At 59.7% G+C, this 23,610-nt stretch carries 23 protein-coding genes; 9 read left to right on the top strand and 14 right to left on the bottom strand.

Going from position 1 to position 23,610, the window contains the following annotated elements; all coding sequences use genetic code 11:
• Positions 1–66 precede the first annotated feature (66 nt).
• The 3 genes from ACN0SW_RS08380 (at position 67) to ACN0SW_RS08370 (ending at position 1,404) form a co-directional block, all read left to right on the top strand.
• Complete coding sequence (locus tag ACN0SW_RS08380) at positions 67–690, top strand: DnaJ domain-containing protein (RefSeq protein ID WP_417727466.1); 624 nt, start codon at positions 67–69, stop codon at positions 688–690.
• Positions 691–794: 104 nt separating this feature from the next.
• Positions 795–998, top strand: coding sequence for a DUF2892 domain-containing protein (locus ACN0SW_RS08375; protein WP_417727465.1), 204 nt, complete (start codon positions 795–797; stop codon positions 996–998).
• 88 nt (positions 999–1,086) lie between these two features.
• Entirely contained in the window at positions 1,087–1,404 is a 318-nt protein-coding gene (locus ACN0SW_RS08370; protein WP_417727464.1) for an excinuclease ABC subunit A, read from the top strand.
• Positions 1,405–1,532: 128 nt separating this feature from the next.
• Here ACN0SW_RS08370 and ACN0SW_RS08365 read toward each other — a convergent pair whose 3' ends face one another.
• From ACN0SW_RS08365 to ACN0SW_RS08325, 9 genes are all read right to left on the bottom strand, one after another.
• Entirely contained in the window at positions 1,533–2,531 is a 999-nt protein-coding gene (locus ACN0SW_RS08365; protein ID WP_417727463.1) for a DUF4105 domain-containing protein, read from the bottom strand.
• 4 nt (positions 2,532–2,535) lie between these two features.
• Positions 2,536–5,394 carry an excinuclease ABC subunit UvrA gene (gene uvrA, locus ACN0SW_RS08360; RefSeq protein ID WP_417727462.1) on the bottom strand — a complete coding sequence of 953 codons (2,859 nt, stop codon included), beginning with the start codon at positions 5,392–5,394 and terminating at the stop codon, positions 2,536–2,538.
• A gap of 165 nt (positions 5,395–5,559) precedes the next feature.
• Positions 5,560–6,402 (bottom strand): ATP-binding protein, encoded by an 843-nt coding sequence (locus tag ACN0SW_RS08355; protein ID WP_417727461.1) that lies wholly within the window; start codon positions 6,400–6,402, stop codon positions 5,560–5,562.
• Positions 6,403–7,314, bottom strand: a complete 912-nt coding sequence (tatC, locus tag ACN0SW_RS08350) for a twin-arginine translocase subunit TatC (RefSeq protein ID WP_417727460.1) — start codon at positions 7,312–7,314, stop codon at positions 6,403–6,405.
• The gene (gene tatB, locus ACN0SW_RS08345) at positions 7,311–7,826 is read right to left on the bottom strand and encodes a Sec-independent protein translocase protein TatB (RefSeq protein WP_417727459.1); all 516 of its coding nucleotides are present in this window, start codon (positions 7,824–7,826) and stop codon (positions 7,311–7,313) included. Before tatB ends, tatC begins: the two co-directional genes overlap by 4 nt.
• A 7-nt stretch (positions 7,827–7,833) precedes the next feature.
• Positions 7,834–8,058, bottom strand: a complete 225-nt coding sequence (locus ACN0SW_RS08340; RefSeq protein ID WP_417727458.1) for a twin-arginine translocase TatA/TatE family subunit — start codon at positions 8,056–8,058, stop codon at positions 7,834–7,836.
• Between the two features lie 163 nt (positions 8,059–8,221).
• On the bottom strand, positions 8,222–9,349 hold the full coding sequence (gene prfB / locus ACN0SW_RS08335) for a peptide chain release factor 2 (protein ID WP_417727457.1): 1,128 nt from the start codon (positions 9,347–9,349) through the stop codon (positions 8,222–8,224).
• A gap of 64 nt (positions 9,350–9,413) precedes the next feature.
• Positions 9,414–11,921 (bottom strand): penicillin-binding protein 1A, encoded by a 2,508-nt coding sequence (locus tag ACN0SW_RS08330; protein ID WP_417727456.1) that lies wholly within the window; start codon positions 11,919–11,921, stop codon positions 9,414–9,416.
• 112 nt (positions 11,922–12,033) lie between these two features.
• Positions 12,034–13,275: an N-acetylmuramoyl-L-alanine amidase gene (locus ACN0SW_RS08325; protein ID WP_417727455.1), complete on the bottom strand. Its 1,242-nt coding sequence runs from the start codon at positions 13,273–13,275 to the stop codon at positions 12,034–12,036.
• Between the two features lie 330 nt (positions 13,276–13,605).
• On the opposite strand from ACN0SW_RS08325, the gene ACN0SW_RS08320 reads away from it, so the two are divergent.
• Complete coding sequence (locus ACN0SW_RS08320; RefSeq protein ID WP_417727454.1) at positions 13,606–14,562, top strand: GlxA family transcriptional regulator; 957 nt, start codon at positions 13,606–13,608, stop codon at positions 14,560–14,562.
• 17 nt (positions 14,563–14,579) lie between these two features.
• On the opposite strand, the gene ACN0SW_RS08315 is transcribed toward ACN0SW_RS08320, so the two are convergent.
• The 5 genes from ACN0SW_RS08315 to ACN0SW_RS08295 form a co-directional block, all read right to left on the bottom strand.
• Positions 14,580–15,680 (bottom strand): glycosyltransferase family 4 protein, encoded by a 1,101-nt coding sequence (locus ACN0SW_RS08315; protein ID WP_417727683.1) that lies wholly within the window; start codon positions 15,678–15,680, stop codon positions 14,580–14,582.
• Positions 15,622–16,593, bottom strand: a complete 972-nt coding sequence (locus tag ACN0SW_RS08310; RefSeq protein ID WP_417727453.1) for a zinc-dependent alcohol dehydrogenase — start codon at positions 16,591–16,593, stop codon at positions 15,622–15,624. The genes ACN0SW_RS08315 and ACN0SW_RS08310 overlap by 59 nt, the downstream gene beginning before the upstream one ends.
• Before the next feature lie 5 nt (positions 16,594–16,598).
• Positions 16,599–17,417 carry a RibD family protein gene (locus tag ACN0SW_RS08305; RefSeq protein ID WP_417727452.1) on the bottom strand — a complete coding sequence of 273 codons (819 nt, stop codon included), beginning with the start codon at positions 17,415–17,417 and terminating at the stop codon, positions 16,599–16,601.
• Positions 17,418–17,513: 96 nt separating this feature from the next.
• The gene (locus ACN0SW_RS08300) at positions 17,514–18,302 is read right to left on the bottom strand and encodes a methyltransferase domain-containing protein (protein ID WP_417727451.1); all 789 of its coding nucleotides are present in this window, start codon (positions 18,300–18,302) and stop codon (positions 17,514–17,516) included.
• 1 nt (position 18,303) lies between these two features.
• Positions 18,304–18,699, bottom strand: coding sequence for a 6-pyruvoyl trahydropterin synthase family protein (locus ACN0SW_RS08295; protein ID WP_417727450.1), 396 nt, complete (start codon positions 18,697–18,699; stop codon positions 18,304–18,306).
• Between the two features lie 201 nt (positions 18,700–18,900).
• Between ACN0SW_RS08295 and mdoH the strand changes: the two genes are divergently transcribed.
• The 5 genes from mdoH to ACN0SW_RS08270 all read left to right on the top strand — a co-directional run.
• Entirely contained in the window at positions 18,901–20,691 is a 1,791-nt protein-coding gene (gene mdoH / locus ACN0SW_RS08290; protein ID WP_417727449.1) for a glucans biosynthesis glucosyltransferase MdoH, read from the top strand.
• Positions 20,692–20,706: 15 nt separating this feature from the next.
• Entirely contained in the window at positions 20,707–21,297 is a 591-nt protein-coding gene (locus ACN0SW_RS08285) for a YceI family protein (protein ID WP_417727448.1), read from the top strand.
• Positions 21,298–21,440: 143 nt separating this feature from the next.
• Positions 21,441–22,691: a sarcosine oxidase subunit beta family protein gene (locus ACN0SW_RS08280; RefSeq protein WP_417727447.1), complete on the top strand. Its 1,251-nt coding sequence runs from the start codon at positions 21,441–21,443 to the stop codon at positions 22,689–22,691.
• A gap of 13 nt (positions 22,692–22,704) precedes the next feature.
• On the top strand, positions 22,705–22,992 hold the full coding sequence (locus ACN0SW_RS08275) for a sarcosine oxidase subunit delta (RefSeq protein ID WP_417727446.1): 288 nt from the start codon (positions 22,705–22,707) through the stop codon (positions 22,990–22,992).
• The coding region (locus tag ACN0SW_RS08270) for a 2Fe-2S iron-sulfur cluster-binding protein (protein WP_417727445.1) at positions 22,989–23,610 on the top strand (622 nt) is incomplete at its 3' end. The genes ACN0SW_RS08275 and ACN0SW_RS08270, both read left to right, overlap by 4 nt.

Raw genomic sequence — 23,610 nt, 5'->3', positions numbered from 1 at the left:
GTCTGCCCCTTCAATTCGCCGCGTTTTGGCATAAACTCTCGTCTCCGACTCGCAAAGGTTTGCCCTATGTCCAAATCAGATCCCTTCGGTTTCGATATGTCCGTGTCTTCGGCCAAAAAGAAAAACCCGCGTGGTCGGCGCGGCATGTCCGGTGCATCCGAGACATCAACACGGCTTTGCGATCACGAAGGCTGTCAGGAGGCGGGCAAATACCGTGCGCCCAAGGCCCCGGATGTGCTCGACGACTATTTCTGGTTCTGCCAGCAGCATGTGCGTGACTATAATCTGAAATGGAATTTCTTTGACGGCACCACAGAGGCCGAATTGAACGCGCAAATGTCCAAGGACAAGGTTTGGGAGCGGGAAACCCGCCGCATCACCGATCCCGAGGCCCGCGCTTGGGCCCGGCTGGGCATTGAGGACCCGCATCAGGTGCTTGGCGTCAACGCCACCCAGAATCCCGGCAAGAAAAAGGGTGGCACCCGTAAACTGCCCCCCACCGAGCGCCGCGCCATCGAGATTCTCGAAGCCGAGGACACCTGGACCAAGGCCGAACTGCGCAAGGCCTACAAATCTCTGATCAAGGTGCTGCATCCCGACATTAACGGCGGCGACCGCAGCCAGGAAGAACAGTTGCAACAGGTCGTCTGGGCTTGGGAGCAAATCAAAGAGAGCCGCAACTTCAAATAATAACCGCTTCTTTGTGACCAGATCACAGACACTGGTGCGTGCGGCATGATATTATTTTGACATACTTCCGGGCTATTCCGGCCCCACATGTCAAAGGTGTATCAATGCTCAAGAAAAATGTCGGTTCCATCGATCGTGCCCTGCGCATCATTCTCGGTCTCACGCTTCTGGCTGGGCTTTTCCTCAATAGCAACGGGACCTACAGCTGGCTTTACCTGATCGGTGTCATTCCGCTGTTCACAGGCCTAATGGCATACTGCCCGCTCTATTCGATCCTTGGCTTGTCCACCTGTTCGCTCAAGAAATAACGGCGGGCTTTCGCCTATGCCCCCTGCTCGGCCTTGGAACCGGGCGGGGTTAACCCCATGTGCTTTCGCAGATACGAAAGGACAGGCCATGAAACGTATACTAACCCTTTTTGTGATGGGCATCGCCTTGGGCGGGTCCCCTGCCTTCGCCGGGGGCAACGATTGCCCGCCCGGTCTTGCGAAGAAACACAATGGCTGCCAGCCTCCCGGTCAGGCCAAAAAACATGGCTATTACCGCATCGGAGACCGGATTGGCGATGACTACATCATTCTGCGCAATCCCGAGCGCTACGGCCTCGACCGCAACGAAACCTACTACCGGGTCGGCGATCAGGTGTACCGCGTTAACCGTGAAACCCGCGAAATTCTGGACCTGATTGGCGCAGCTGCAGCGGTGCTGAACTGATCAAATCTCAGAGAAATCCAAGAAATCTTTCGGATTGAAGCGCCGATATCCCCATCAATCAAAGCGTTCTCAGTCTTCCATGAAACTCAAAGACGCCCTTGCATCATGGCGGGATAGGCGCGCTCTGCCTATTCCTGCCACCCCTCGCGCAGCATCCGCGAATATTCCACGCCGCTTAGCCCCGTTACAGCGCGGCGTGGAACCTCAGCGCGCTTTTTGAGCACCTCAAGCGGCACAGCGCCCGCATCCGGCAATACGCCCAAATCATACAGATAGCCCGGCAGACGGCCCGACAAGATCACCCGTGGATCAAACACCACCCGATCCGACACCCCCCGCACAAGCCGGTAAGGCATCGTGGTGCAATTGGTCCACAGCGTGTGATACCAGCGCGGCTCTTGCGCCAGAGCGTTGCCATAGTCCAGAAACGCCAGAAATAACGCACTCCGCTGCGCCGCCGACATTGCGACGGGATAGAGCGAAACCGTCTCTCCTCGCGCATCGGTCCGCAGATGAACGATGTCGCGCTCGTCAGCGGCGATCAAAACCAACTCATATTTCTTGAAAAACCCACCAAGAGTCGAGAATTCCTCGCCCACCTCTTTGCGAATCTCACCCGAAAAAACGATGTGCCGCCCGTCAGCAAATCCGAAACTGACCAGCGTATGGGCAATCTCCGGGCTGTCCCAAATCGACATGATTATATCAACCGACCGGAGCGTCGCTGGATCTAGGTCTAGATCGTACCACTCCTCAACCGCCTCGGTCGGGCCAGACCATCGAAAGCTTCGGACATTGCGGACGCGAACCAGATCACCGACACCCTGCTCGGAGGTGACACCGCGCGCGACCTCCGCCATCCAGTTTCGATCCTGACGCGGCGCAATATTCATCCACCACATTGACCAGATCAGCAGCACCGTTGCGCTCAGTCCCCAGACCCGCCCCCATTGCCCACGCAGAATGAACCGTGCCGCCACAAGGCAGCAGAGCGCCAAGGCAGTATAGAGCAGATAGACGAGCGGGGCAGCGATCTGAAAATGCAGACTAAGGCCGATCCAGAGTGCGAGACATAAAAGGAGCGTAAAACGTACGGTTCTCCCGCACAACCGTACGGCCCGGCCCACCAACCTACTCCGCCGCGACCCGGCGCGCGGCGAGAATTTCCTTGAGATACCGCCCCGTATGGCTGCGTGGTTCCTCCGCCACCTCTTCCGGTGTCCCAAGCGCCACAATCTCACCCCCGCCATCCCCGCCTTCGGGGCCAATGTCGATGATATGATCGGCGGTCTTGATGACGTCGAGATTGTGCTCGATCACTACGACAGAATTGCCCTGATCAACCAATTCATGCAGTACTTCCAATAGCTTATTGACGTCCTCAAAGTGTAGACCCGTGGTCGGTTCATCAAGAATATAGAGCGTGCGCCCCGTCGAACGCTTGCTCAGTTCCTTGCTCAGCTTGACGCGCTGCGCCTCACCACCCGAGAGCGTCGTCGCCTGCTGACCCACCTTGATGTACCCCAGCCCGACCCGCATCAGCGCATCCATCTTTTCACGGATCGACGGCACCGCCTTGAAAAACTCTTGGGCCTCTTCAACCGTCATATCAAGAACACCAGCTATGCTCTTGCCTTTAAAGTGAATTTCCAAGGTCTCGCGATTATAGCGCGCGCCCTTGCAAGTCTCACATTCCACATAGACATCCGGCAGAAAATGCATCTCGATCTTGATCACACCGTCGCCCTGACACGCCTCACAGCGCCCGCCTTTAACGTTAAAGCTAAAGCGTCCCGGCTTGTAACCCCGTGCCTTGGCCTCTGGTAGTCCGGCGAACCAGTCCCGGATCGGCGTGAATGCCCCGGTGTAAGTGGCTGGATTCGAACGCGGAGTCCGTCCAATGGGACGCTGGTCAATGTCGATAACCTTGTCCAGATGCTCCAGCCCCTTGATTGTTTCGCACGGAGCCGGGGTCTGACGCGCGCCGTTCAGACGCATCGAGGCTGTCTTGAACAAGGTCTCGATGGTCAAGGTGGATTTCCCCCCCCCCGAAACACCGGTGACGCAGACGAATTTTCCCAACGGAAAGTCCGCCGATACCGCTTTAAGATTGTTCCCTGTCGCGTTGATAACACTCACCTTTTTCTTATTTCCCTTGCGTCGCACCGCAGGCACCGCAATCTCGCGCGCCCCTGACAAATACTGTCCGGTCAGCGACGCCGGATCATGGGTGACCTCTTCGGGCGTTCCGTGGCTGACCACCCGACCACCATGCACACCGGCGCCGGGCCCGATATCAAAGACATAATCAGCGGTGCGAATAGCCTCTTCATCATGCTCAACGACGATCACCGTATTACCCTGATCCCGCAGATTGCGCAGCGTCTGCAAGAGCCGCCCATTGTCCCGTTGATGCAGTCCGATAGACGGTTCATCCAGCACATAGAGCACACCTGTCAGGCCGGAACCGATCTGGCTCGCCAATCTGATCCGCTGACTCTCGCCGCCCGACAAGGTGCCTGCATTGCGGCTAAGCGTCAGGTAATCAAGGCCGACATTATTCAAAAACCCTAACCGTTCCCGGATTTCCTTGAGAATGGCACGGGCGATTTCATTCTTCTGCTTGCCCAAATGCTCCGGTACCGTGACGCACCAATCGAGCGCCTCCCGGATCGACATTTGCACCACCTGCCCCACATGCAGCCCGGCAATACGCACGGCAAGTGCCTCAGCCCGAAGGCGAAATCCGCCACAGGCCCCGCAAGGGCGGTTGTTCTGATAGCGTTCGAATTCCTCGCGCACCCAGTTTGAATCTGTCTCTCGATAGCGCCGCTCCATATTTGGAATGACACCCTCGAACACGCGGCTGACCTGATAGACGCGGCCCCCTTCATCGTAACGGAACGGGATTTCTTCCTCACCAGAGCCATGTAAAAAAACCTGTTTTACATGCGCGGGCAGGTCTTTCCACGGTGTGTTCTTGTCGAACTCATAGTGCTTGGCAATCGAATTGATGGTTTGGGTGAAATATGGGCTCTTGCCCTTGCGCCAAGGCGCAATCGCCCCATCGGCCACCTTGAGCGCCTCATCGGGCACGACCAGCCGTTCGTCAAAGAACAACTCGGCCCCCAGACCATCGCACTCAGGACAGGCCCCGAACGGCGCGTTGAACGAAAACAGGCGGGGTTCGATCTCGGGGATCGTAAATCCACTGACCGGACAGGCAAATTTCTCACTAAAGGTAATGCGCTCTGGCTCGCCGTCCTTGGGCGCGGTTTCCAGAACGGCGATCCCGTCGGCCAGATCAAGCGCGGTGCGAAAACTGTCGGCAAGCCGGGTCTCAAGCCCCGCCTTCACCACCAACCGATCGACCACCACGTCGATATCGTGGCGGAATTTCTTGTCGAGTGTGGGCGGTTCGTCCAACTCGTAGAATTCGCCATCGACCTTGACCCGCTGAAAGCCGGATTTTCGCAGCTCCAGGAACTCCTTGCGATACTCGCCCTTGCGGTCGCGCACGATAGGGGCAAGCAAATAGGCGCGCGTGCCTTCCTCCATCGCCATGACTCGATCAACCATATCCTGCACCTGCTGCGCCTCAATAGGCAGGCCGGTCGCAGGGCTATACGGCGTGCCGACGCGGGCAAACAGCAGACGCATGTAGTCGTAGATTTCGGTCACGGTGCCGACGGTTGATCGCGGATTCTTGCTCGTTGTTTTTTGCTCAATGGAAATCGCCGGGCTGAGGCCACTGATGTGATCGACATCCGGCTTTTCCATCATATCGAGGAACTGCCGGGCGTAGGCACTGAGCGATTCCACATAACGACGTTGCCCTTCGGCATAGATCGTATCAAAGGCGAGCGATGATTTACCCGAACCTGAAAGTCCGGTGATCACAACCAATTGGTCGCGCGGGATGTCCACGTCAATGTTCTTGAGGTTATGTTCGCGCGCACCGCGCACTTCGATATACTTCAGATCGGCCATTCTGACACCCCGGACTCACCTCTCCCACACATAGGCGAGACAGGCCCCGCTTCCAAGATAATTCTGAGAACAGAGCGGGAACACGCGGTTTTCTGCGTCAAGCAGTCGGAAGGGGTTAGGAATTTGGCTATGTGTGTTGCTTGTGCGGATCAGAATTCTGACCGCTTATCCCACTGCGACGCCGCGCCGCCCCGCCAGATCGGTAAAATACTGCCAGGCGACCCGACCCGAACGCGCACCGCGCGTGGCCTGCCATTCGATTGCCTCTGCCCGCAAGGTTTCATCGTCGATCACTACACCGTAGGCATCGCAATAGCCCCGGATCATGCTCAGATATTGGTCCTGATCGCAGGGATGAAAGCCCAGCCAAAGACCAAAGCGATCCGAGAGCGACACCTTTTCCTCAACCGCCTCAGAGGGATTGATAGAGGATGAACGCTCATTCTCGATCATGTCCCGTGGCATAAGGTGGCGACGGTTTGACGTGGCGTAGAACACCACGTTATCGGGACGCCCTTCGATGCCACCATCCAAGACCGCCTTGAGTGATTTGTAATGTTGGTCATCGTGGCTAAAGCTGAGATCGTCACAAAACAACAGAAACCGGGCTTTGCTACCGCGCAGCAGATTGAGCAACCGGCTCACCGAAGGCAAGTCCTCGCGTTGCAGCTCCACGATCTTGAGCGGCAGGGATTGTGCGCGAACAGCCGCATGCACCGCCTTGACAAGGCTTGATTTCCCCATGCCGCGCGCGCCCCAGAGAAGGGCATTGTTTGCAGGCAATCCACGGGCGAATTGCAGCGTATTCTGCAAAAGCGTGTCACGCGAGCGATCGACGCCGACCAAGAGATCCATATCAACCCGACTGACCTGTGTCACAGGTTCCAGCCGATCCGGGGCCACATGCCAGACAAAGGCATCGGCAACGTCGAAATCTGGGGCCGACAGCGGTGCCGGTGCCATCCGCTCCAGCGCGGCGGCGATACGGTCCAATGGATCAACGCTCATTCAGATCTTGCCCTTGTCCTCGGTCGTAGTGGTCAGAGCGCCGTCCTCGTCCGCTGCCACATCGGCATCCGCCTCTTCTTCTTCCTCAAACCACAGCCCCTCGGCGCGCAATGTAGCTTCGCGTTTCTTTTCAACGCGACTGACAAGCTGGATCGAAATCTCATAGAGACCGTAGACCACCACAAAAAGAATGATCTGCGTAACCACATCCGGCGGCGTCACCAGAGCCGCGAGGATCAAAATGCCGACGACGGCATATTTGCGCACCGAACGAAGCCCATCGGCGCTGACCAGCCCCGCCTTGCCCATCAAAGTCAGAAGCACAGGAAGCTGAAAACACAAACCAAAGGCCACGATGAATTTGATGGTCAGGTTCAGATATTCCTGAGCTGAGCCCTGAAATACGACCGAAAGCGGCGCAGCCCCAGTGCCACCCTCAACAGCCTCACCTTGGCCGCCAAATTGCTGGAACCCTAGAAAGAAGTCGTAGGCCAGCGGTGTGACCACATAAAACGCAAAAGCGGCCCCGAGAAAAAACATGAACGGCGAGGCAACGAGAAAAGGCAGGAACGCGCCTTTTTCGGATTTGTAGAGCCCCGGTGCCACAAATCGCCAGAGCTGGTTGGCAATATAGGGAAACGCTAGGATGAACCCGCCCAAGAGCGACACCTTGATCGCAACAAAGAAGCCTTCTTGAGGGCTGATAAAGATCAGGTCACAATCCTGTCCGCGATCGGCAAGCACCGAACAGAGCGGCGCAGTCAGGTAATTAAAGATCGGTGTCGCAACGGTAAAGCAAATCACCATGCCGATAATGAAGGCCACTACGGAATGGATCAGGCGCGTGCGCAGTTCGGCCAAATGCTCGATCAGGGGCGCGCTGCTATCGTCGATCTCGTCGCGCGGACTCATGCCTGATCCTCTGCCTTGGTCTTTTTCTTGGGCTTGGGTTTCGCTACGGGTGCAGCGACCTTAGCGGCAGGCGCAGCCTTAGGCTTGGCTGCGGCCTTAGGCTTGGTGTTAGCCGTGGCAGCAGGTGCGGCTTCCGCCTTGGTAACCTTGCGGGCTTCGGCCAGTTCTGCAGTCTTTTCTCGCGCCTTTTCAGCGGCGGCCTTTTGCTCTACGGTGAGCTCTGGCTTGGTCGCCTCCTTGAGATCACGCGTGACGCTGTCGGTGGTCTTGCGCACCTCATCCATCGCGGTTTTCATGGGGTTTGACGCGGTTTTAAAGGTCTTTTGAATGTCGCTCACGCCGGACTGATCGGCCGCGTCATTCATAGCGCGGCTAAACTCGCGCGCCATGCCCTTTGCCTTGCCGACAAACTTGCCGACCGCCTGAAACATTCCAGGCAAGTCCTTGGGCCCCACCACGATCAAGGCCACGATGCCGATGAGCAATAGCTCCGTCCAGCCTAGATCGAACATTTAGGGATCAGACCTTGTCTTTGTCTTCGGCCGGGGTGACGTCACGCGCGACATCGGCAGAATCCTTGCTTGCGTCATCCAACTCTTTGTTGCCCTCAGAGACCCCTCGCTTGAAGGAGGTGATGCCTTTGCCCACCTCACCCATCAGCGACGAAATCTTGCCGCGCCCAAACAGCACGAGCACAACGACCGCGATCAGAAGAAGCCCCGGAAGGCCAATATTGTTCAGCATTTCAATCTCTCCCTTTCTCGGAGGAGCGGTTGCTGTCCCCCGGGAATTTCATTTGCATTATTTAGTCGCTCACAACAGCAGTTGGAAGCAACAAAGCGGCAAGACCCCATAGATTCCACCGCATTTTTCCCAACTGCACCCTAAGCAGTCGCGCCATGCCGGGTCAATCGCTCCCCTGTGCTTCGGCGCGGCTCTTTCCGCTGACGTTCATGGCAAGCGTGGCTGCCATGAACTCATCCAAGTCACCGTCGAGCACCCCCTTGGTGTCCGATGTCTCAACCCCCGTGCGCAGATCCTTGACCATCTGATAGGGCTGCAACACATACGATCGGATCTGATTGCCCCAGCCCGCATCGCCCTTGGCGTCATGCGCCTCGTTGATGGCGGCGTTACGACGGTCAAGCTCTTGCTGGTAGAGCCGCGATTTCAACGCCTTCATGGCGATATCGCGGTTTTGATGCTGCGACTTCTGGCTGCTCGTGACAACAATGCCTGTGGGGATATGCGTGATCCGAACCGCCGAGTCGGTGGTGTTAACGTGCTGCCCGCCCGCACCTGAACTGCGATAGGTGTCGATACGAATATCCGACGGGTTCACCTCGATCTCGATATTGTCGTCCACGACCGGATAGACCCAGACCGAGCTAAACGAGGTGTGCCGCTTGGCCGCAGAGTCAAACGGTGAAATACGCACCAGACGATGCACGCCTGATTCGGACTTGAGCCAGCCATAGGCATTGTGACCGCTGATCTTGTAGGCGGCGGATTTGATCCCCGCCTCGTCACCAGCCGATTCCGACTGCAATTCCACCGTATAGCCGCGCTTCTCGGCCCAGCGGACATACATCCGCGCCAACATTGACGCCCAATCGCAGCTCTCTGTGCCGCCCGCACCCGCGTTGATTTCGAGAAAGGTGTCGTTGGCATCCGCCTCGCCATCCAGCAGCGCCTCAAGCTCCTTGGCGGCAGCCACCTTGGCCAGAGCCTTGATCGCAGCTTCAGCGTCGGACACGACTTCGGTGTCATTCTCCATCTCGCCCAGTTCAATCAGGCCAAGATTGTCCTCAAGCTCTTGTTTAATGCTGTCATGGGTTTCAAGCGCATCAACAAGCGCCTGCCGCTCACGCATCAGCGCCTGCGCCCGCGCGGGATCGTCCCAAAGGGTCGGGTCCTCGACCCGGGCATTGAACTCTTCCAGCCGGTGTCGCGCAGTTTCCCATCCAAGACGCTGACGCAACAGCTCCAACGACTTTTCAATCTCGGCCACGAGGTTCTGGGTTTCTGCACGCATCGGGATGTCCTTGTCTGGTCAGGTGCGGGTGATAGCGCAGCGCGCCGTGCCGGGCAAGAGAGGCCTAGTACAAGCCACCCGAACTCATCGAGCCAAAGCTGGCTTTGCCACCCACCTGCGCCTTTTCTCCCGTCGAGGTTGTCACCTCCTGAACCGCTTCGCGCTCGCCCGAGGAGAACAGCTCAAGATCATTGCCCATAGCAAAACCACCGTCAAACATCAGGCCAAACACCGGCTCTTCGCCATCGCGGAAATACTCGGCCACAACAAAATCGCCTTCGGCATCATCGGATAGCCGTGCGCCAGAAAACCGGTCAATCTTGATGAAATGGCCGCCGGGCGGCACTTCAAAAGGCCCACCGCCGTATTTCTTGACCGCCTCCGTCATGAATTCCTGAAACACCGGGCCACAGAGCGACGATCCATAGGCCGACCGGCCCAGGCCGCGCGGTTGGTCATGGCCGATGTAACAGCCCGCTGCGATATTGCTGGTAAAGCCTACGAACCACACATCGCGCGCATCATTGGTGGTCCCGGTCTTGCCCGCCACTGGCACCGGCAGGTTAATCGCGCCAGACGCCGTGCCACGATCCACCACGCCCTTGAGCATCGACGTGAGCTGATAGGCGGTGACGGCATTCATGACCCGCTCACGATCCGACACGATGCGCGGCCCTCGATTTTCAGGAATATTGGGATCGGCACAATCGACGCAGTCGCGGCGGTCATGACGATAAATCGTCTTGCCATAGCGGTCTTGGACCCGGTCCACCAGCGTGGGACGCACCCGTTCACCGCCATTGGCGAACATCGCATAGGCGGCCACCATGTTGTAAAGCGTGGTTTCCTCGGACCCTAGCGAGTTGGCCAGAAACTGACCCATGTTGTCGTAAACTCCGAACCGCTCTGCATAGTTGGCAATCACATCCATTCCCACCTCTTGTGCAAGGCGGATGGTCATTAGGTTGCGCGATTGTTCAATTCCGGTGCGCAGCGGCGTGGGGCCATAGAACTTGTTAGAGGAATTGCGCGGTCGCCACAGCCCCTGCGGCGTGTTGATTTCGATCGGCGCGTCGATCACGATGGTCGCGGGCGAATACCCGCTGTCGAGGGCGGCGGCATAGACAAAGGGCTTAAAGCTCGACCCCGGTTGGCGCAGCGCCTGTGTCGCACGGTTGAACACCGACGCCTGATAGGAAAACCCACCTTGCATGGAAATCACCCGGCCGGTCGTGACGTCCATTGCCATGAACCCGCCCTGTACCTCTGGCACCTGCCGCAAGGACCAGTTGCGAAACGCCCCATCCTCGGCCATGTCGCGGCGCACATGCACCACGTCTCCGACGTCAAACGCCGCATCGAAGTCACCGGGCAGCCATTTGATATCGCTGCGCGGCACCTCTTGGATGCCTTCCACGCCCTCGATACCGACACGCATCGCTTGACCACCGATTTCAAGAACGACAGCAGGGTACCATTGCCCGTCCAGATCAATATCGCGCGGCACGGTCAATTGGCCGAGCGCCTCTTGCCAGTCCGCCTCAGTACCCAGCACCTCTGCAGGCAGGCTCTGTCCCGTACCGTGCCACCGTCCCTGCCCCCGGTCATACAGTTCAAGTTGACGGCGCAGCGCGCGCGCCGCAAACACCTGCATTTCGGGATCAATTGTGGCGCGTACCGACAAACCGCCGGTAAAGAACTCGCCTTCGCCGAAATTGTCGCTCAACTGACGGCGAATCTCATCGGTAAAGTAATCACGTGGCGGCAGTTCAGCGCTGAACGGCGCAAAATCTCCATTCTGCACGCTGCGCAGAGGTTGGGCGCGTTCTTGGTCATATTCGGCCTGCGTCAGATAGCCATTTTCCCACATTTCCTTGAGCACAAAGTTGCGCCTCTCGATCAGCCGCTCCTTTTCGCGCACCGGATGATAGTCGCTCGGCGCCTTGGGCATCGAGGCAATGGTTGCCGCCTCATGCGGTGCCAACTCGCGCAGGGTCTTGTTGAAATAGGTCTGTGCGGCGGCAGCCACGCCATAGCTGTTCTGACCAAGGAAAATCTCGTTAAGATAGAGCTCCAGAATCTGGTTCTTGCTCAATGTTTCCTCGATCCGCGTGGCAAGGATGATCTCCTTGATCTTGCGCTCCATTTGACGGTCGCCCGACAGCAGGAAATTCTTCATCACCTGCTGGGTGATGGTAGAGGCGCCGCGCACATTGCGCCCGCGCGACTTGACCGCATCAACCACCGCAGAGGCGATCCCCACCGCGTCATAGCCGCCATGTATATAGAAGTTCTTGTCCTCCGCGCTGATGAATGCCTGTTTCACCAGATCGGGGATATCATCGGCAGGTGTGAACAGACGACGCTCGCGCGCGAATTCGTCGATGATGCGCCCCTCCCCCGAATAGATGCGGCTGATGGTCGGCGGCGTATAATTGGCAAGCGACTCGTGGCTCGGTAAATCTTGGCCATAGATATGCAGCACAGCACCGATGCTCAGCCCGAGAACCACCACAACAAGGGTGATCAGGCTGAATACAGTGCCAAAGAGGCTTAGAATCGAACGAAACACCACGGCCCTCGCATGCTTGGTGCGCCCGATATAGGCATCGACGGCGCCCGGGTCAAAAGGGAATGGTCACAAGTCTTGCCACTTTCCGCCGTAGCCCCCCTGCAAAGGCAGGTCACTGACGCACCAGACCGGCACGTGCGGCGTCTGCATCCCGCCATGCAGAGAGCGCGACACGCAACGCCTTGGCGATGCGCGCGCGCCCTTCTGCATCCCGTAATCGCGCCAGATCACGCGGGCTCGACAAAAACCCCAACTCGACAAGCACCGAAGGAATATCCGGAGCCTTCAGCACCGAAAACCCGGCATGGCGCAATGGACGAGACAAAAGTGGCAGATCATGATCGGCAAAGCTCTCGATCAGGGTATCGGCCAGATGTTCTGTGCGCGGTCTTGTCTCAATCCGGGCCAGATCCATCAGAACATCGGCAACGATATCATCCTTGCCTCTCAGGTCGACGCCCGCCAACATATCCGCACGGTCATGCCGCTCCGCCAAGGCCGCACTCGCCTCGTCCGAAGCGCTCTCAGACAGGGTATAGACCGAGATTCCACGAGCCTGCGCCCCAGAGAGCGCATCCGCATGCAGCGACAGGAAAACATCCGCTTGCGCCCAATGCGCAAAGGCAACCCGGCGTTCAAGGCTGACGAACTCGTCGCTATCGCGTGTCATGACCACGTCGAATCCACCCGCGCGCAACAACTCGTCACGCAACTCCTGTGCGAATTGGAGCATCAGCGCCTTTTCGGTCAACTCGCCCTCTTGCGCCCCCGGATCAATCCCACCATGCCCCGGATCCAGGACCACCACCAATGGCCCCTCGCCCGGCCGCCGAACCGGTGCCGCCACAAGAGCTGTTTGCGGATCGGGCAAGTCCCAGCCGGGCAGTTCTGGCGTGCCAACCGTCGCGGCAAATCGCACGGCATCCGCCGCCGCCAGACTGACATGCAATTCCGCGACCCCAGTTTCATGGTTGATGTCCAGCCCGGCCCGTTCGAGCGGATAGGACGCATCAAGATCGGCCACCATGCGCGACCATCCGGGCCTGATCTGCCCAAGACGCAGCCCCCTTACGCGCATCCCCTTGATCAGCTGGGCGGCCCCAGCCCCCTGCCAGTCAACCTCTTTGAAATCAAGGACTAGACGCGCGGGATCAGCGAGGGTGTAAACCCGGTATGGCACCCCCTGACTAAGGCTCAGACGAAAATCCACGCCATGCTGCGTATCGGTGATCGCACTGGCGGCGACATCCAGCCGCGCAAGACCGCTAAACGCCCCGCCCTGCGCGCGCGCGCCACCAAGATCGCCCCAAGCCAAAGCCAAGAAGGCCAACACTATTCCAATGATCCTGCTCATACACCGTTTCCCGGTCTGTTCTTTGGGCAAAGATACACCAGCGCGCCCCCGCGCGACAGCCCCTTTACCGTCCTCATATCCAAACTGCGACTGTGTCCATGCGATCACAGGCTGCCCCTAAACCGCCTCATCTCCTTGGCACAGGCGGCGCGGGGAACTGCGCCGAACCTTGGGTTTGATCACATGACACCCCCCTCCAAAATTCCGCCGCTCGTACCAATTATATAATCAATCGTGGTTTTTTATCTCACAATTCCAGTCTATAGAATCGGCATGACAGAACAGCCTACTCTCTCAAGAACGTCCACATCGCCGCCTGACGCAACGACCGTGTTCGAGATTTTCGTGCAGAACCGGTTCTGCGACCTTGAGCTTGCATCGGTTGTTCACACCTTGCAAACAGCGAATTTGGTGCATGGAACACCGCAGTTTGTCTGGCGAATTATCTCGGACAATCCGGGCTTCGTCCAAGGATCCGGGGCGTGTCTCGTGCGGGCCGAACCGGTCATTCCGGATCACTGTCTTGCAGACTATCTTATCGTGATCTCTTCAAAAACGGCGGATCCTTCCATCTGGATGGCGCGTGTTCGCAGCATGCGGCGCCTTGGCAACGCGGTGATCCTGCTCGCGGATGCCGCGACGACCTTTATTTCCCGGACCCAGGTCACCACCGGCGCCGTCACAACCCATTGGGCGGATGCCGTGCTCCTGCGAGAGACCCGAGATCTGCCGCGCCTGACCGAAAGCCTGTCCGAACTGTCCAACGGGATCATCACCGCGGCAGGCCGGGCCGCCACGGCAGAGTTGGTGATTGGCCTTTTGGCCAAGAAACTACCCGTATCCGAAATCACCGATATTGGCCGACACCTTTTGTTGCCAAGCATCCGCACAAGCTCCAGCACGCAGCCCTTCGCACCGGCAGCGTTTCATAAATTCTATGACAAGGCTGTGTCAGACGCCTTGGCGATCATGGAAGAGAACCTGTCAGAGCCCCTCTCGATCGCAGAGATTTCCGATGAGGTCGACACCTCACAGCGCTGTCTTGAACGGCGGTTTCGGGCGGTGTTTGAAACCTCGCCGGGTCATTATTACAAACAGTTGCGCGTCCGACGGGCGCATCACTTGATCCAGAACACAAATCTGCCGCTGATCGATATTGCCACCGCTACCGGATTTGGATCGACGGGCACACTGTCGACGGCCTTCAAGAAATTCTACGGGATGACCCCCTCTGATTTCCGGGGCAAGCACAGGGAACGGGTGTTGGATTATTCCGACGAGGTTTGAGGCCAAGACGGCACCGCTCATTTAGGCCCGGCCAGCACCCTCGCAACCACCTGCGCCGCAGCAGTCCAATCACCAAGCCGGGAGGCCGCACGTTTCGCTTGCGCGGCGCAGCCCGCGCGCAATGCGGCATCAGTCAACATTCTGCGCAACGCCTCGGCAAAGGCCTCTGGATCATCAGGGGGAACAAGACACCCTGCACCCGGCGCAACCGTTTCCGGCACAGCGCCTGACGTGGTGCTAATGATCGGCAAGCCATGCCCCATCGCCTCGTCAAAGACGATGCCATAGCCCTCGTACCGCGTGGCCAAGGCAAAGAGGGTCGCGCGACCATAGAGCGCATCAAGCGCCGGCTGCGCAATCTCGCCTGCGATATCGACCCTAGTGCTCAGACCCAGGTCAGACTGCAAGGCGTATAGCAAGCGGACGGTCCCGGGTTCGTGGAGGCGTCCGACAATGGTCGCACGCCAGTCCAGATCAACGAGTTTTGCCAAAGCGCGCAACAAAACGTCATGCCCCTTGCGCTGCGCCAACAGGCCCACGGACAGGATGAGGGGCGGTGTGTCCGCCACCTCCTGCCCCCGTGGCGGGACAAACCCGGGACGCGCAATACTGATCCGGTCCGCCGCCACACCGTAGGCCTCGCGCAGCAGGCCAGCGATATGGGAACTGGTCACCACGATGTGCCGCGCCATGCCAAGATTGGCCTTCTCGCGATCCGCCATGGCGCGCGCCTGGGCGATACTCAACCCCGGCTCTAGCGCCAGCGGATGATGCACCAGCGCCACCAGAGGCGCACGCACCCGCGCCAGTCCCTCAGGCGCAAGGGCACCATAGGCCAAACCATCCACCAACGCCGGGCAGTCCGGCGGCAAGGCTTCGAGTTGCGCCAGAGCATCCTGCATGTCGCGTACGTTCGGGTGCGGAAAACTGTCGCCAAGGCGCAAGAACCGCACGGCGATGCCAAGCGCCACGAGCGCTGCGGCCAGCCGTCGATCATAGAGATAGCCGCCGGTCGTGGTTTCAACATCGCCCGGCACGGCAAAGGCCATCATGCCCGCCTCAGCCCCCATACCGCACCCGGTGGCAGAGCGTGCCCGGCGCATCGAGAATCGCCGCATAGTCACGCGGCAAATCCTCAAACCGGCACTCGCCCGAAATGAGCGCATCAAGCACCGGGTCGGACAAGAGCCGCAACGCCGTCTCCAACCGCCGTCGATAGGTCCAGCGCGCGGCATGACTGGCAGGAATTCGCCCCACCTGAGAGGCAACAAGACGCAGCCGTCGTTGGTGGAACACCCCCCCAAGGGCAACCGACGTCCGACCAGCGCCATACCAGCTTGCCTCGATCACCGTCGCCTCACACCCGGCCAGGGCCAATGCGGTCCCAAGACCCGCCTCACTCGCAGACGCGTGGATCACCACATCCGCATCCGCCCCGCCAACTGCCCGATCCGATGTGGCAAACCGGCATCCGAACCGCGCCGCGAGATCAGCACGCCCCTCATCCACGTCGATCAGACAGACGTCCGTGCCCGGCACACGCGCCGCGAGATAGCCGACCAGCGCCCCCACCGTTCCAGCCCCGACAACCGCCACGCGGTCACCGGGCAGCACCCGTGCGTCCCACATGATGTTGAGCGCGGTTTCCATATTGGCCGCCAGCACTGCCCGCTCTGGCGGCACCGCATCGGGCAGCGGAACCGCAGCATCGGGCGGACAGCAAAACCGCGTCTGATGCGGAGAAAGCGCAAAGATCACCTGTCCGGCCTGCGGCCCAACGCTCACCCGCCCCACGGCGCTATAGCCATATTTCACCGGAAAAGAGAAATTGCCTTCCTGAAAAGGCGCGCGCATGGTCTCGTGCTCGCTCTCGGGCACGCGCCCTTGAAAAACCAGCCGCTCTGTGCCCCGGCTGATGCCGGTAAAGAGCGTCTCAATCACCAAATGCCCCGGCTTTGCATCCAAGGGCGCCCGCGCCAGTTCGGCATGGAGTGGTGCCGTGATCCAGAGCGCGCGAACATCCTGCGACATGTCCGTCATCCTTGCCACACGGCGGCCTGTTCGGCATGCGGCCAAATCCGCGCCTGCGCCCGCGCCCCCATCAGACAATCAAACAGCACATCCGACCCCAGCCCGTAGATCTGCGTTTCCGGGCGTCGCGCCTGCGACAGCTTGGTCACAGGTTGGATCGTCAGCCCCTGCGGTCCGGCCCCGATCAAGAGCGGCGACACCGCCACATGCAATCGGCTCAAGAGACCTGCCTCAATGAACTGTGCGATGGTAATGGCTCCGCCCTCAACCATCAGATGTTCAAGCCCTGCTTTACGCAAAGCAGTCACGATCGCCGTGGGGGAAATCCAGTCTTTTCGCGGCAGCCGGATCACTTCGACTCCGGGCGCGCGTGGCTTGTCCACTTCCTGAATGGCAATCCGGCGCGCGCCGTCATCGGCAAAAAGTCGCGCATTATTGGGCAATCGACCCGATGGGTCGATCACTACCCTCGCCGGATTTGGCCCCGGCACCAACCGCACGGTCAGACGCGGATCATCCTGCAACGCGGTCTTGACCCCTACGATCACGGCATCCACGAGCGCCCGCATCCGGTGCAGATGGGCCAGGCCGTCCGGACCGGATACATCCGCGGCATCGCCTGTCACGGTCGCGACCCGGCCATCAAGGGATTGCCCGATCTGCGCCACCACATGCGATGTTCCGGGGGCTGCAATCATCGAGCCGTAAAGGGCAATCGCAGCCCGTTCCCCCACCGCCCAATCGCCGCAGCACAGGCATGATCTGCCCGCGCGCGCCGCGAGAATTCGATCCCAAACCTTGGGCGTTACATCAGCGGTTTGCATCCGGGCCTCCAATTGGGGTCTTGCCGTGGTCAATGGCGCAGTCTGCTGGACGGCATCATCACGGTCCTATCAGAGATAGCTGCATTTTCCAAAATGTCACCCGTGCCGGGCATCCCCGGCCTGACCGGGCGGCAAAGCCAACAAATCGCTGTGACCAATCTCGACCAGACCCTGCCCGAGACGCTGCTCACGCCGCCTGAACCAGCCTTCGGTTGCCCCATGCCCCATTTCCCCGGCAGCCTGCGCAATGCCGCCCAAAAGAGCACGCTGCAACTCAGTCTGCTCACCTCCAAGCCGCCAGAAACTCGGGGCGATACTGACATCATAGCCGTGCGCAATTAGGATCTCAGCGGCGCATACCGTGGCGTTTGGCCCAAGGGCTGGACCAAAGCCTTTGTCGCTGCGTTGATGCCTGTTGAAGCACTCGGTAATTCCGGCATCCTCTGGATCATCCGGTGTCCAGCGCATGACCCCGTCGTAACTGAGGGCCGCATAGAGGGCGACATTCTCTTTTGCCAGCCGCGCCACAAAACGGCCCAGCCAGTCGCGCGACACCAAGTCAAGCAATGCCGACGCCGTCACGAGCGACACCCCCGCAATCGGTAGCCTGTCGATAACTGCAAGATTACCCCGGCACATCTCCGCCTGCGGATGCCGGTCAGCGGCACAGGCCAAAAGCTGCGGGTCATTGTCAAAAAACCGCCAGCGGATTTCGCTTGCCCCCACGCTCTGAAACGCGCGCGCCGTAGCCCCGGTGCCGCATCCCAGATCAAGCACAGTAGCCGTAGCCCCGGCATGCTTCACCGCGCGCGCCAGCAGAGAAGGATCGCGCGCGCCAGCATCCGCCGGTTCGCGCAACGTCAACCACTCTGCGTCAAACCCCATCTCAGATGTCAGCCTCGTACCAACCGCGCGCGACATGGCTTTCGTGCAGCATCACCCGGAGTTTACGCAACCGCCCCTGATCCCCCAGACCTTCGGCCTTGGCGATATTGCGCAACCCGATCCAGATGTGGTGGCACAGGAATTCAGTCGTGGTGAACTTGCCGTTGAACTCGGGCTTATCGTCAAGATTGCCATATCGCAGCGGTGCCAGAACCCGCGCCAGCGCCTCTGACGCAAGCCCGATATCCACCACCAGCCCATGCGCGTCGATATCTTCTGTATAAAACGCAGCATCGACCACAAACGTCGCGCCATGAACCCCTTGAGCGGGCCCAAAAACCGCATCAGGCAGGGAATGGGCAATCATGATGTGATCGCGGACTTCGACGGCAAACATGGCGGCTTCCTTTATTCTGCGACCCATGACACCTAACACGCGCCCTCACTACGTCAAGCCGCACCCCAGCATCGGCAATTCGCCGCATGATCCCGAAAAATTCATTGGACCTGAAGACCTGCCGCCATATCTTTATCACATACCAAAACATGCAGATGCGCAGATATGTGAAGCACCGCAGACTGATCGCAGGGAGAGACCGTGACGGACACAAGAACCGGGCCCCAGTCCCCGTCAGACGTGGCGCCGCTGCCGCTTTGCGCTCGGCCCGCGCCCTCATTGACCGCGCGCCGCCGCCTTGTGCTGGGGCTCAATCTGATGACCGTTCTGGCGCTCTTTGCAGCAATGTTTGCGCTCTTTGCGCCGTCTGGCATCACGTCCGCAGAAGGGGCCATGCTTGGGGCGTTTCTACTCAGCTTGCCGTGGCTTTCTATCGGTCTGTGGAACAGCGTTTTGGGCTTGCTGCTTGATTTGCGTTTCGGCGCACGGGCCGCCACGCATGTGACCCCGGCACTTGACCGTATTCGCGGTGACGAGGCGATCACGGCCCGCGTGGCCGTGGTCATGCCGCTGCGCAACGAAGATCCTGACGCCTCTATCGCGCGCCTGCGAAATTTAGAGTCCGAAATCGCACGCAGCCCTTGGGCGGGGCGATTTTCCTTCCACGTGCTCAGCGATACGGACGACGCCCTGATCGCCTTGAAAGAGGAGGCACGGATCGCGCAATGGCGCAGCGCCCGCCCCCACGCCGCAATCCACTATCGCCGACGGACCGACAACACCGGCTATAAAGCGGGCAATATCGCTGAATTCCTGCACAGTGCCGAGGGGCAAAGCGATCTGTTCCTGCCGCTGGATGCGGATAGCGAAATGGGCGCAGACACCGTCTTGCGGATGATCCGCATCATGCAGGCCAGCCCCGAGATCGGCATGCTGCAAAGCCTTGTCACCGGCTTGCCGTCGCGCAGTTTTTTTACCCGCGCCTTTCAATTCGGCATGCGCCACGGCATGCGCTCCTATACCCTCGGCTCCGCGTGGTGGCAGGGGGATTGCGGCCCGAACTGGGGGCATAATATCGTGATCCGCACCGCACCGTTCCGCGCGCATTGCATGCTGCCGGACCTGCCCGGACGCGGGCCTCTCTCGGGGTCCATCCTCAGCCACGATCAGGTCGAGGCCGTGCTGATCCGTCGCGCGGGCTATGAGGTGCGCGTTCTGGCCGAAGAAAGCGAAAGCTATGAGGAGAATCCACCCAGCCTTGTGGATTTCATCCGCCGCGAATTGCGCTGGATGAATGGCAACCTGCAATATTTCCATTTGCTCGGCATGCCCGGACTCAAACCCGTCAGTCGCATTCAACTGGGGCTTGCGATCCTGATGTATCTCAGCGCCCCCGCATGGATCGCCTTTATCCTCATCGGTGCAGGCCTTGCCGGAACCGTGGATCACATGAACGCCGTACCACTGGGGCCCGGCCTTACCCTGTTCGCCGTGCTGATGACCCTCAGCCTCAGCCCCAAAATCATGGGATTGGCCCAGGTTCTGGCCTCGCGCGATCGCAGTTTAACCTATGGCGGACGTTTGCGGGTGTGTCTGGGTGGCGTCGCAGAACTCTTGTTCTCGATGCTCACCTCTCCGGTTGTCGCGGTGGCACTCACGCGGTTCGCCATGGGGCTGCTGATTGGTCAACGCATCGGCTGGACCGCACAACAACGCAGCCGGGATCGTTTGGGCTGGGATGAGGCAGCGCAGGTGCTCTGGCCACAAACCCTCTTAGGTCTGGCCCTGTGCCTCTGGCTTGGGATCAACGCCCCTTGGGCGCTTACCTTCGGGGCGCCCGTGCTCTTGGCCCTTATCCTCTCAATCCCGATTGCCGTGCTCTCAACCTTGCCGCGTCTGAGCCGCTGGTCCATGACAACCGGTCTTTTTGACATTCCCGAGGACCGTTTTCCATCCTCCGAACAGAGGGGCATTCACGCCCACACCGCCTGACATGGGAGAAACCGCATGACCACCCTCAGATTGACCACGATCGGCACGACCGTCGTCTTGGGCCTTGTTCCACCCGCTCAGGCAGCCCCCGCAACATGGCAGATTGATCCAGACCATGCCGTTGTGGCCTTTACCATCCTGCATGCTGGCTATGCCAAAGTGCTTGGTCGCTTTTCCCAGATCGAGGGCAGCTTTGTCTATGATCCGGACACGCAGGAATTGGGCACGGTGGCGGCCAGAATCGGCGCCCAAAGCGTCGATACCGCCCATGAAAAGCGTGATACTCACGTCCGCTCGGGGGATTTTCTGGATGCTGCGGCGCATCCGATGATCACCTTCGCTGCCGACGGCGGCACGCCAACCTCAGCGACCACCGGCACCGTCACCGGCGATCTGACGATTCGCGGCGTGACTCAGCCGGTGACACTTGACGTGACGCTCAACAAACGCGCCCTGTATCCCTGCTGTCATGCCAAAGAGACCTTGGGCATATCCGCAACGGCCGACATCCTGCGCAGCACGTTCGGCAGTACCTACGCCCTGCCCGATTTCGTGGGCGACACGGTCAGCATCATCCTCGAGTTCGAGGCGATCCGCACCGACTGACCTCCTGCCCCTCACCGAGCCCAAGCCCGAACAATCACAGCAATCATTTCGATGCAGAGTCCGATTTAAGACCCTCTTTGTCCGAAATAGATATTACATCTCGGTTACTTTTCTCCGAAATTGGGGCAAAGGAGTCGGATATCATGCGTTATTCAGGTTTCAAGGTCATCAAGGAGGCCCTGACAGGGCACCGGGGCTGGGGTCCCGCATGGCGCGATGCAGCGCCCAAGGCATCCTATGATTATGTGATCATCGGCGGTGGCGGGCACGGCCTTGCAACAGCTTACTATCTGGCCAAGCAATTCGGTCAGGCCCGCATCGCAGTGCTGGAAAAAGGCTGGATTGGCGGCGGCAACGTTGGCCGCAATACCACCATCATCCGCTCCAACTATCTGCTCGATGGCAACGAGCCGTTCTATGAGTTTTCGCTCAAGCTCTGGGAAGGGCTGGAACAGGATCTGAACTATAACGCGATGGTAAGCCAGCGCGGCATCCTTAACCTGATTCACACCGACGCACAGCGCGATGCCTTTATCCGGCGCGGCAATGCGATGATGCTGAACGGCGCTGATGCTGACCTGCTGACCACCGCGCAGATCGTTGCCCGCTACCCGTTCCTCAATGTGAATGACGCGCGTTTTCCGATCAAGGGCGGTCTGGCCCAGCATCGCGGCGGCACCGTGCGCCATGATGCGGTGGCTTGGGGCTATGCCCGCGCCGCTGATCAGCGCGGGGTGGACATCATCCAGAATTGCGAGGTCACCGGCTTTCGCATCGAGAACGGCAAATGTCTGGGCGTCGAGACCTCGCGCGGTTTTATCGGTGCGAAAAAGGTCGGGGCCTGCGTTGCGGGGTCCTCTTCGCGCCTCATGTCACACGCGGGCATGCGCCTGCCGATTGAAAGCCACGTGTTGCAGGCGTTTGTGTCCGAGGGCCTCAAACCCGTCCTGCCCGGCGTCATTACCTTTGGTGCGGGCCATTTCTATTGCAGCCAGTCCGACAAGGGCGGTCTCGTGTTTGGGGGCGATATCGACGGCTACAACTCTTACGCTCAGCGCGGCAATCTTCCGGTGGTCGAGGACGTGTGCGAAGGCGGCATGGCGATCTTTCCAATGCTGGGTCGCGCCCGCCTGCTGCGGATGTGGGGCGGCATCATGGATATGAGCATGGACGGCTCGCCCATCATCGACCGCACCCATATCGACGGGCTCTATTTCAACGGTGGCTGGTGTTATGGCGGATTCAAGGCGACGCCCGCCTCGGGCTTTGCCTATGCGCATCTGCTCGCCACGGACAGGCCACATGCCACCGCCAAAGCCTATCGTTTTGATCGCTTCGCCAAGGGGCGGATGATCGACGAAAAGGGCATGGGCAACCAGCCCAACCTGCACTGAGGGAAACCGCGCCATGCTGATCAATCATCCTATTCTCGGTCCCCGCGACGCCAGCGAATTTGTTTACAAAGGCGACGCCGCCCTCATCAACCGCCCCGCCCCTGACGCACCCGACGCGCTGGAGCAGTTCATCGACTACGGTTATTTGCGTGACAACCCCGCCGGGGCGCATCGCGAGTTGTGGTTTCACGAACAGGGCGACCGAAGCTGGCTGGTCGTGACCCGCAACACCCTGACCCATGAAATCACCGATGTGGAATTGGCCCGCGACGTGGCCCGCCGGGAAGGACGCTCCAAATGACGCAAGTGAACCGTTTGCCGGGCGGTCTGATTGACCGCAGCCAGACCATTTCCTTCAGCTTTGACGGTCGCTCGATGAAGGGGCATCCGGGCGACACGCTCGCCTCTGCCCTTCTGGCCAATGGCGTGCGCCTGATGGGCCGGTCGTTCAAATACCACCGCCCGCGCGGCCCGCTCTCGGCCGGGTCCGAGGAACCCAATGCCATTGTGGAACTGCGCGACGGCGCGCGACGCGAACCCAACACCCGCGCCACCACCGCCGAACTGTTCGACGGCCTCACCGCGCAATCGCAAAACCGCTGGCCTTCGCTTGCCTTCGATGCCCTGTCGATCAACGACCGGCTGTCCAACTTCTTTGCCGCCGGATTCTATTACAAAACCTTCATGTGGCCCGCCGCCTTCTGGGAAAAGCTCTACGAGCCGATGATCCGTCGCGCTGCGGGTCTGGGCTCACTCAGCCTGCAACCCGACCCCGACAGCTATGACAAGGGCTATCTGCATTGCGATCTGCTGGTGATCGGCGCAGGCCCAGCAGGGCTTGCGGCGGCGCTCACGGCGGGCGAATCCGGCCTCAACGTCATTCTCGCGGACGAAGGCCCCCTGCCCGCTGGCCGCCTCA

The sequence above is a fragment of the Roseovarius sp. genome, assembly GCF_048262375.1.
Taxonomy (GTDB): Bacteria; Pseudomonadota; Alphaproteobacteria; order Rhodobacterales; family Rhodobacteraceae; genus Roseovarius.
Note: the sequence above shows the minus strand (reverse complement) of the source record. Positions and strands in the feature narration are given on the sequence as shown.

Excerpts from the sequence above, each read along its gene's own strand:
- ACN0SW_RS08355 (WP_417727461.1), bottom strand. The coding sequence starts at position 6,402 with ATGAGCGTTGATCCATTGGACCGTATCGCCGCCGCGCTGGAGCGGATG.
- ACN0SW_RS08315 (WP_417727683.1), bottom strand. The coding sequence starts at position 15,680 with ATGCGGCGATTCTCGATGCGCCGGGCACGCTCTGCCACCGGGTGCGGT.
- ACN0SW_RS08285 (WP_417727448.1), top strand. The coding sequence starts at position 20,707 with ATGACCACCCTCAGATTGACCACGATCGGCACGACCGTCGTCTTGGGC.
- tatB (WP_417727459.1), bottom strand. The coding sequence starts at position 7,826 with ATGTTCGATCTAGGCTGGACGGAGCTATTGCTCATCGGCATCGTGGCC.
- prfB (WP_417727457.1), bottom strand. The coding sequence starts at position 9,349 with ATGCGTGCAGAAACCCAGAACCTCGTGGCCGAGATTGAAAAGTCGTTG.
- ACN0SW_RS08375 (WP_417727465.1), top strand. The coding sequence starts at position 795 with ATGCTCAAGAAAAATGTCGGTTCCATCGATCGTGCCCTGCGCATCATT.
- ACN0SW_RS08305 (WP_417727452.1), bottom strand. The coding sequence starts at position 17,417 with ATGCAAACCGCTGATGTAACGCCCAAGGTTTGGGATCGAATTCTCGCG.
- ACN0SW_RS08370 (WP_417727464.1), top strand. The coding sequence starts at position 1,087 with ATGAAACGTATACTAACCCTTTTTGTGATGGGCATCGCCTTGGGCGGG.
- ACN0SW_RS08300 (WP_417727451.1), bottom strand. The coding sequence starts at position 18,302 with ATGGGGTTTGACGCAGAGTGGTTGACGTTGCGCGAACCGGCGGATGCT.
- ACN0SW_RS08310 (WP_417727453.1), bottom strand. The coding sequence starts at position 16,593 with ATGTCGCAGGATGTTCGCGCGCTCTGGATCACGGCACCACTCCATGCC.
- ACN0SW_RS08380 (WP_417727466.1), top strand. The coding sequence starts at position 67 with ATGTCCAAATCAGATCCCTTCGGTTTCGATATGTCCGTGTCTTCGGCC.
- uvrA (WP_417727462.1), bottom strand. The coding sequence starts at position 5,394 with ATGGCCGATCTGAAGTATATCGAAGTGCGCGGTGCGCGCGAACATAAC.
- ACN0SW_RS08295 (WP_417727450.1), bottom strand. The coding sequence starts at position 18,699 with ATGTTTGCCGTCGAAGTCCGCGATCACATCATGATTGCCCATTCCCTG.
- tatC (WP_417727460.1), bottom strand. The coding sequence starts at position 7,314 with ATGAGTCCGCGCGACGAGATCGACGATAGCAGCGCGCCCCTGATCGAG.
- ACN0SW_RS08275 (WP_417727446.1), top strand. The coding sequence starts at position 22,705 with ATGCTGATCAATCATCCTATTCTCGGTCCCCGCGACGCCAGCGAATTT.
- ACN0SW_RS08280 (WP_417727447.1), top strand. The coding sequence starts at position 21,441 with ATGCGTTATTCAGGTTTCAAGGTCATCAAGGAGGCCCTGACAGGGCAC.
- ACN0SW_RS08340 (WP_417727458.1), bottom strand. The coding sequence starts at position 8,058 with ATGCTGAACAATATTGGCCTTCCGGGGCTTCTTCTGATCGCGGTCGTT.
- ACN0SW_RS08325 (WP_417727455.1), bottom strand. The coding sequence starts at position 13,275 with ATGAGCAGGATCATTGGAATAGTGTTGGCCTTCTTGGCTTTGGCTTGG.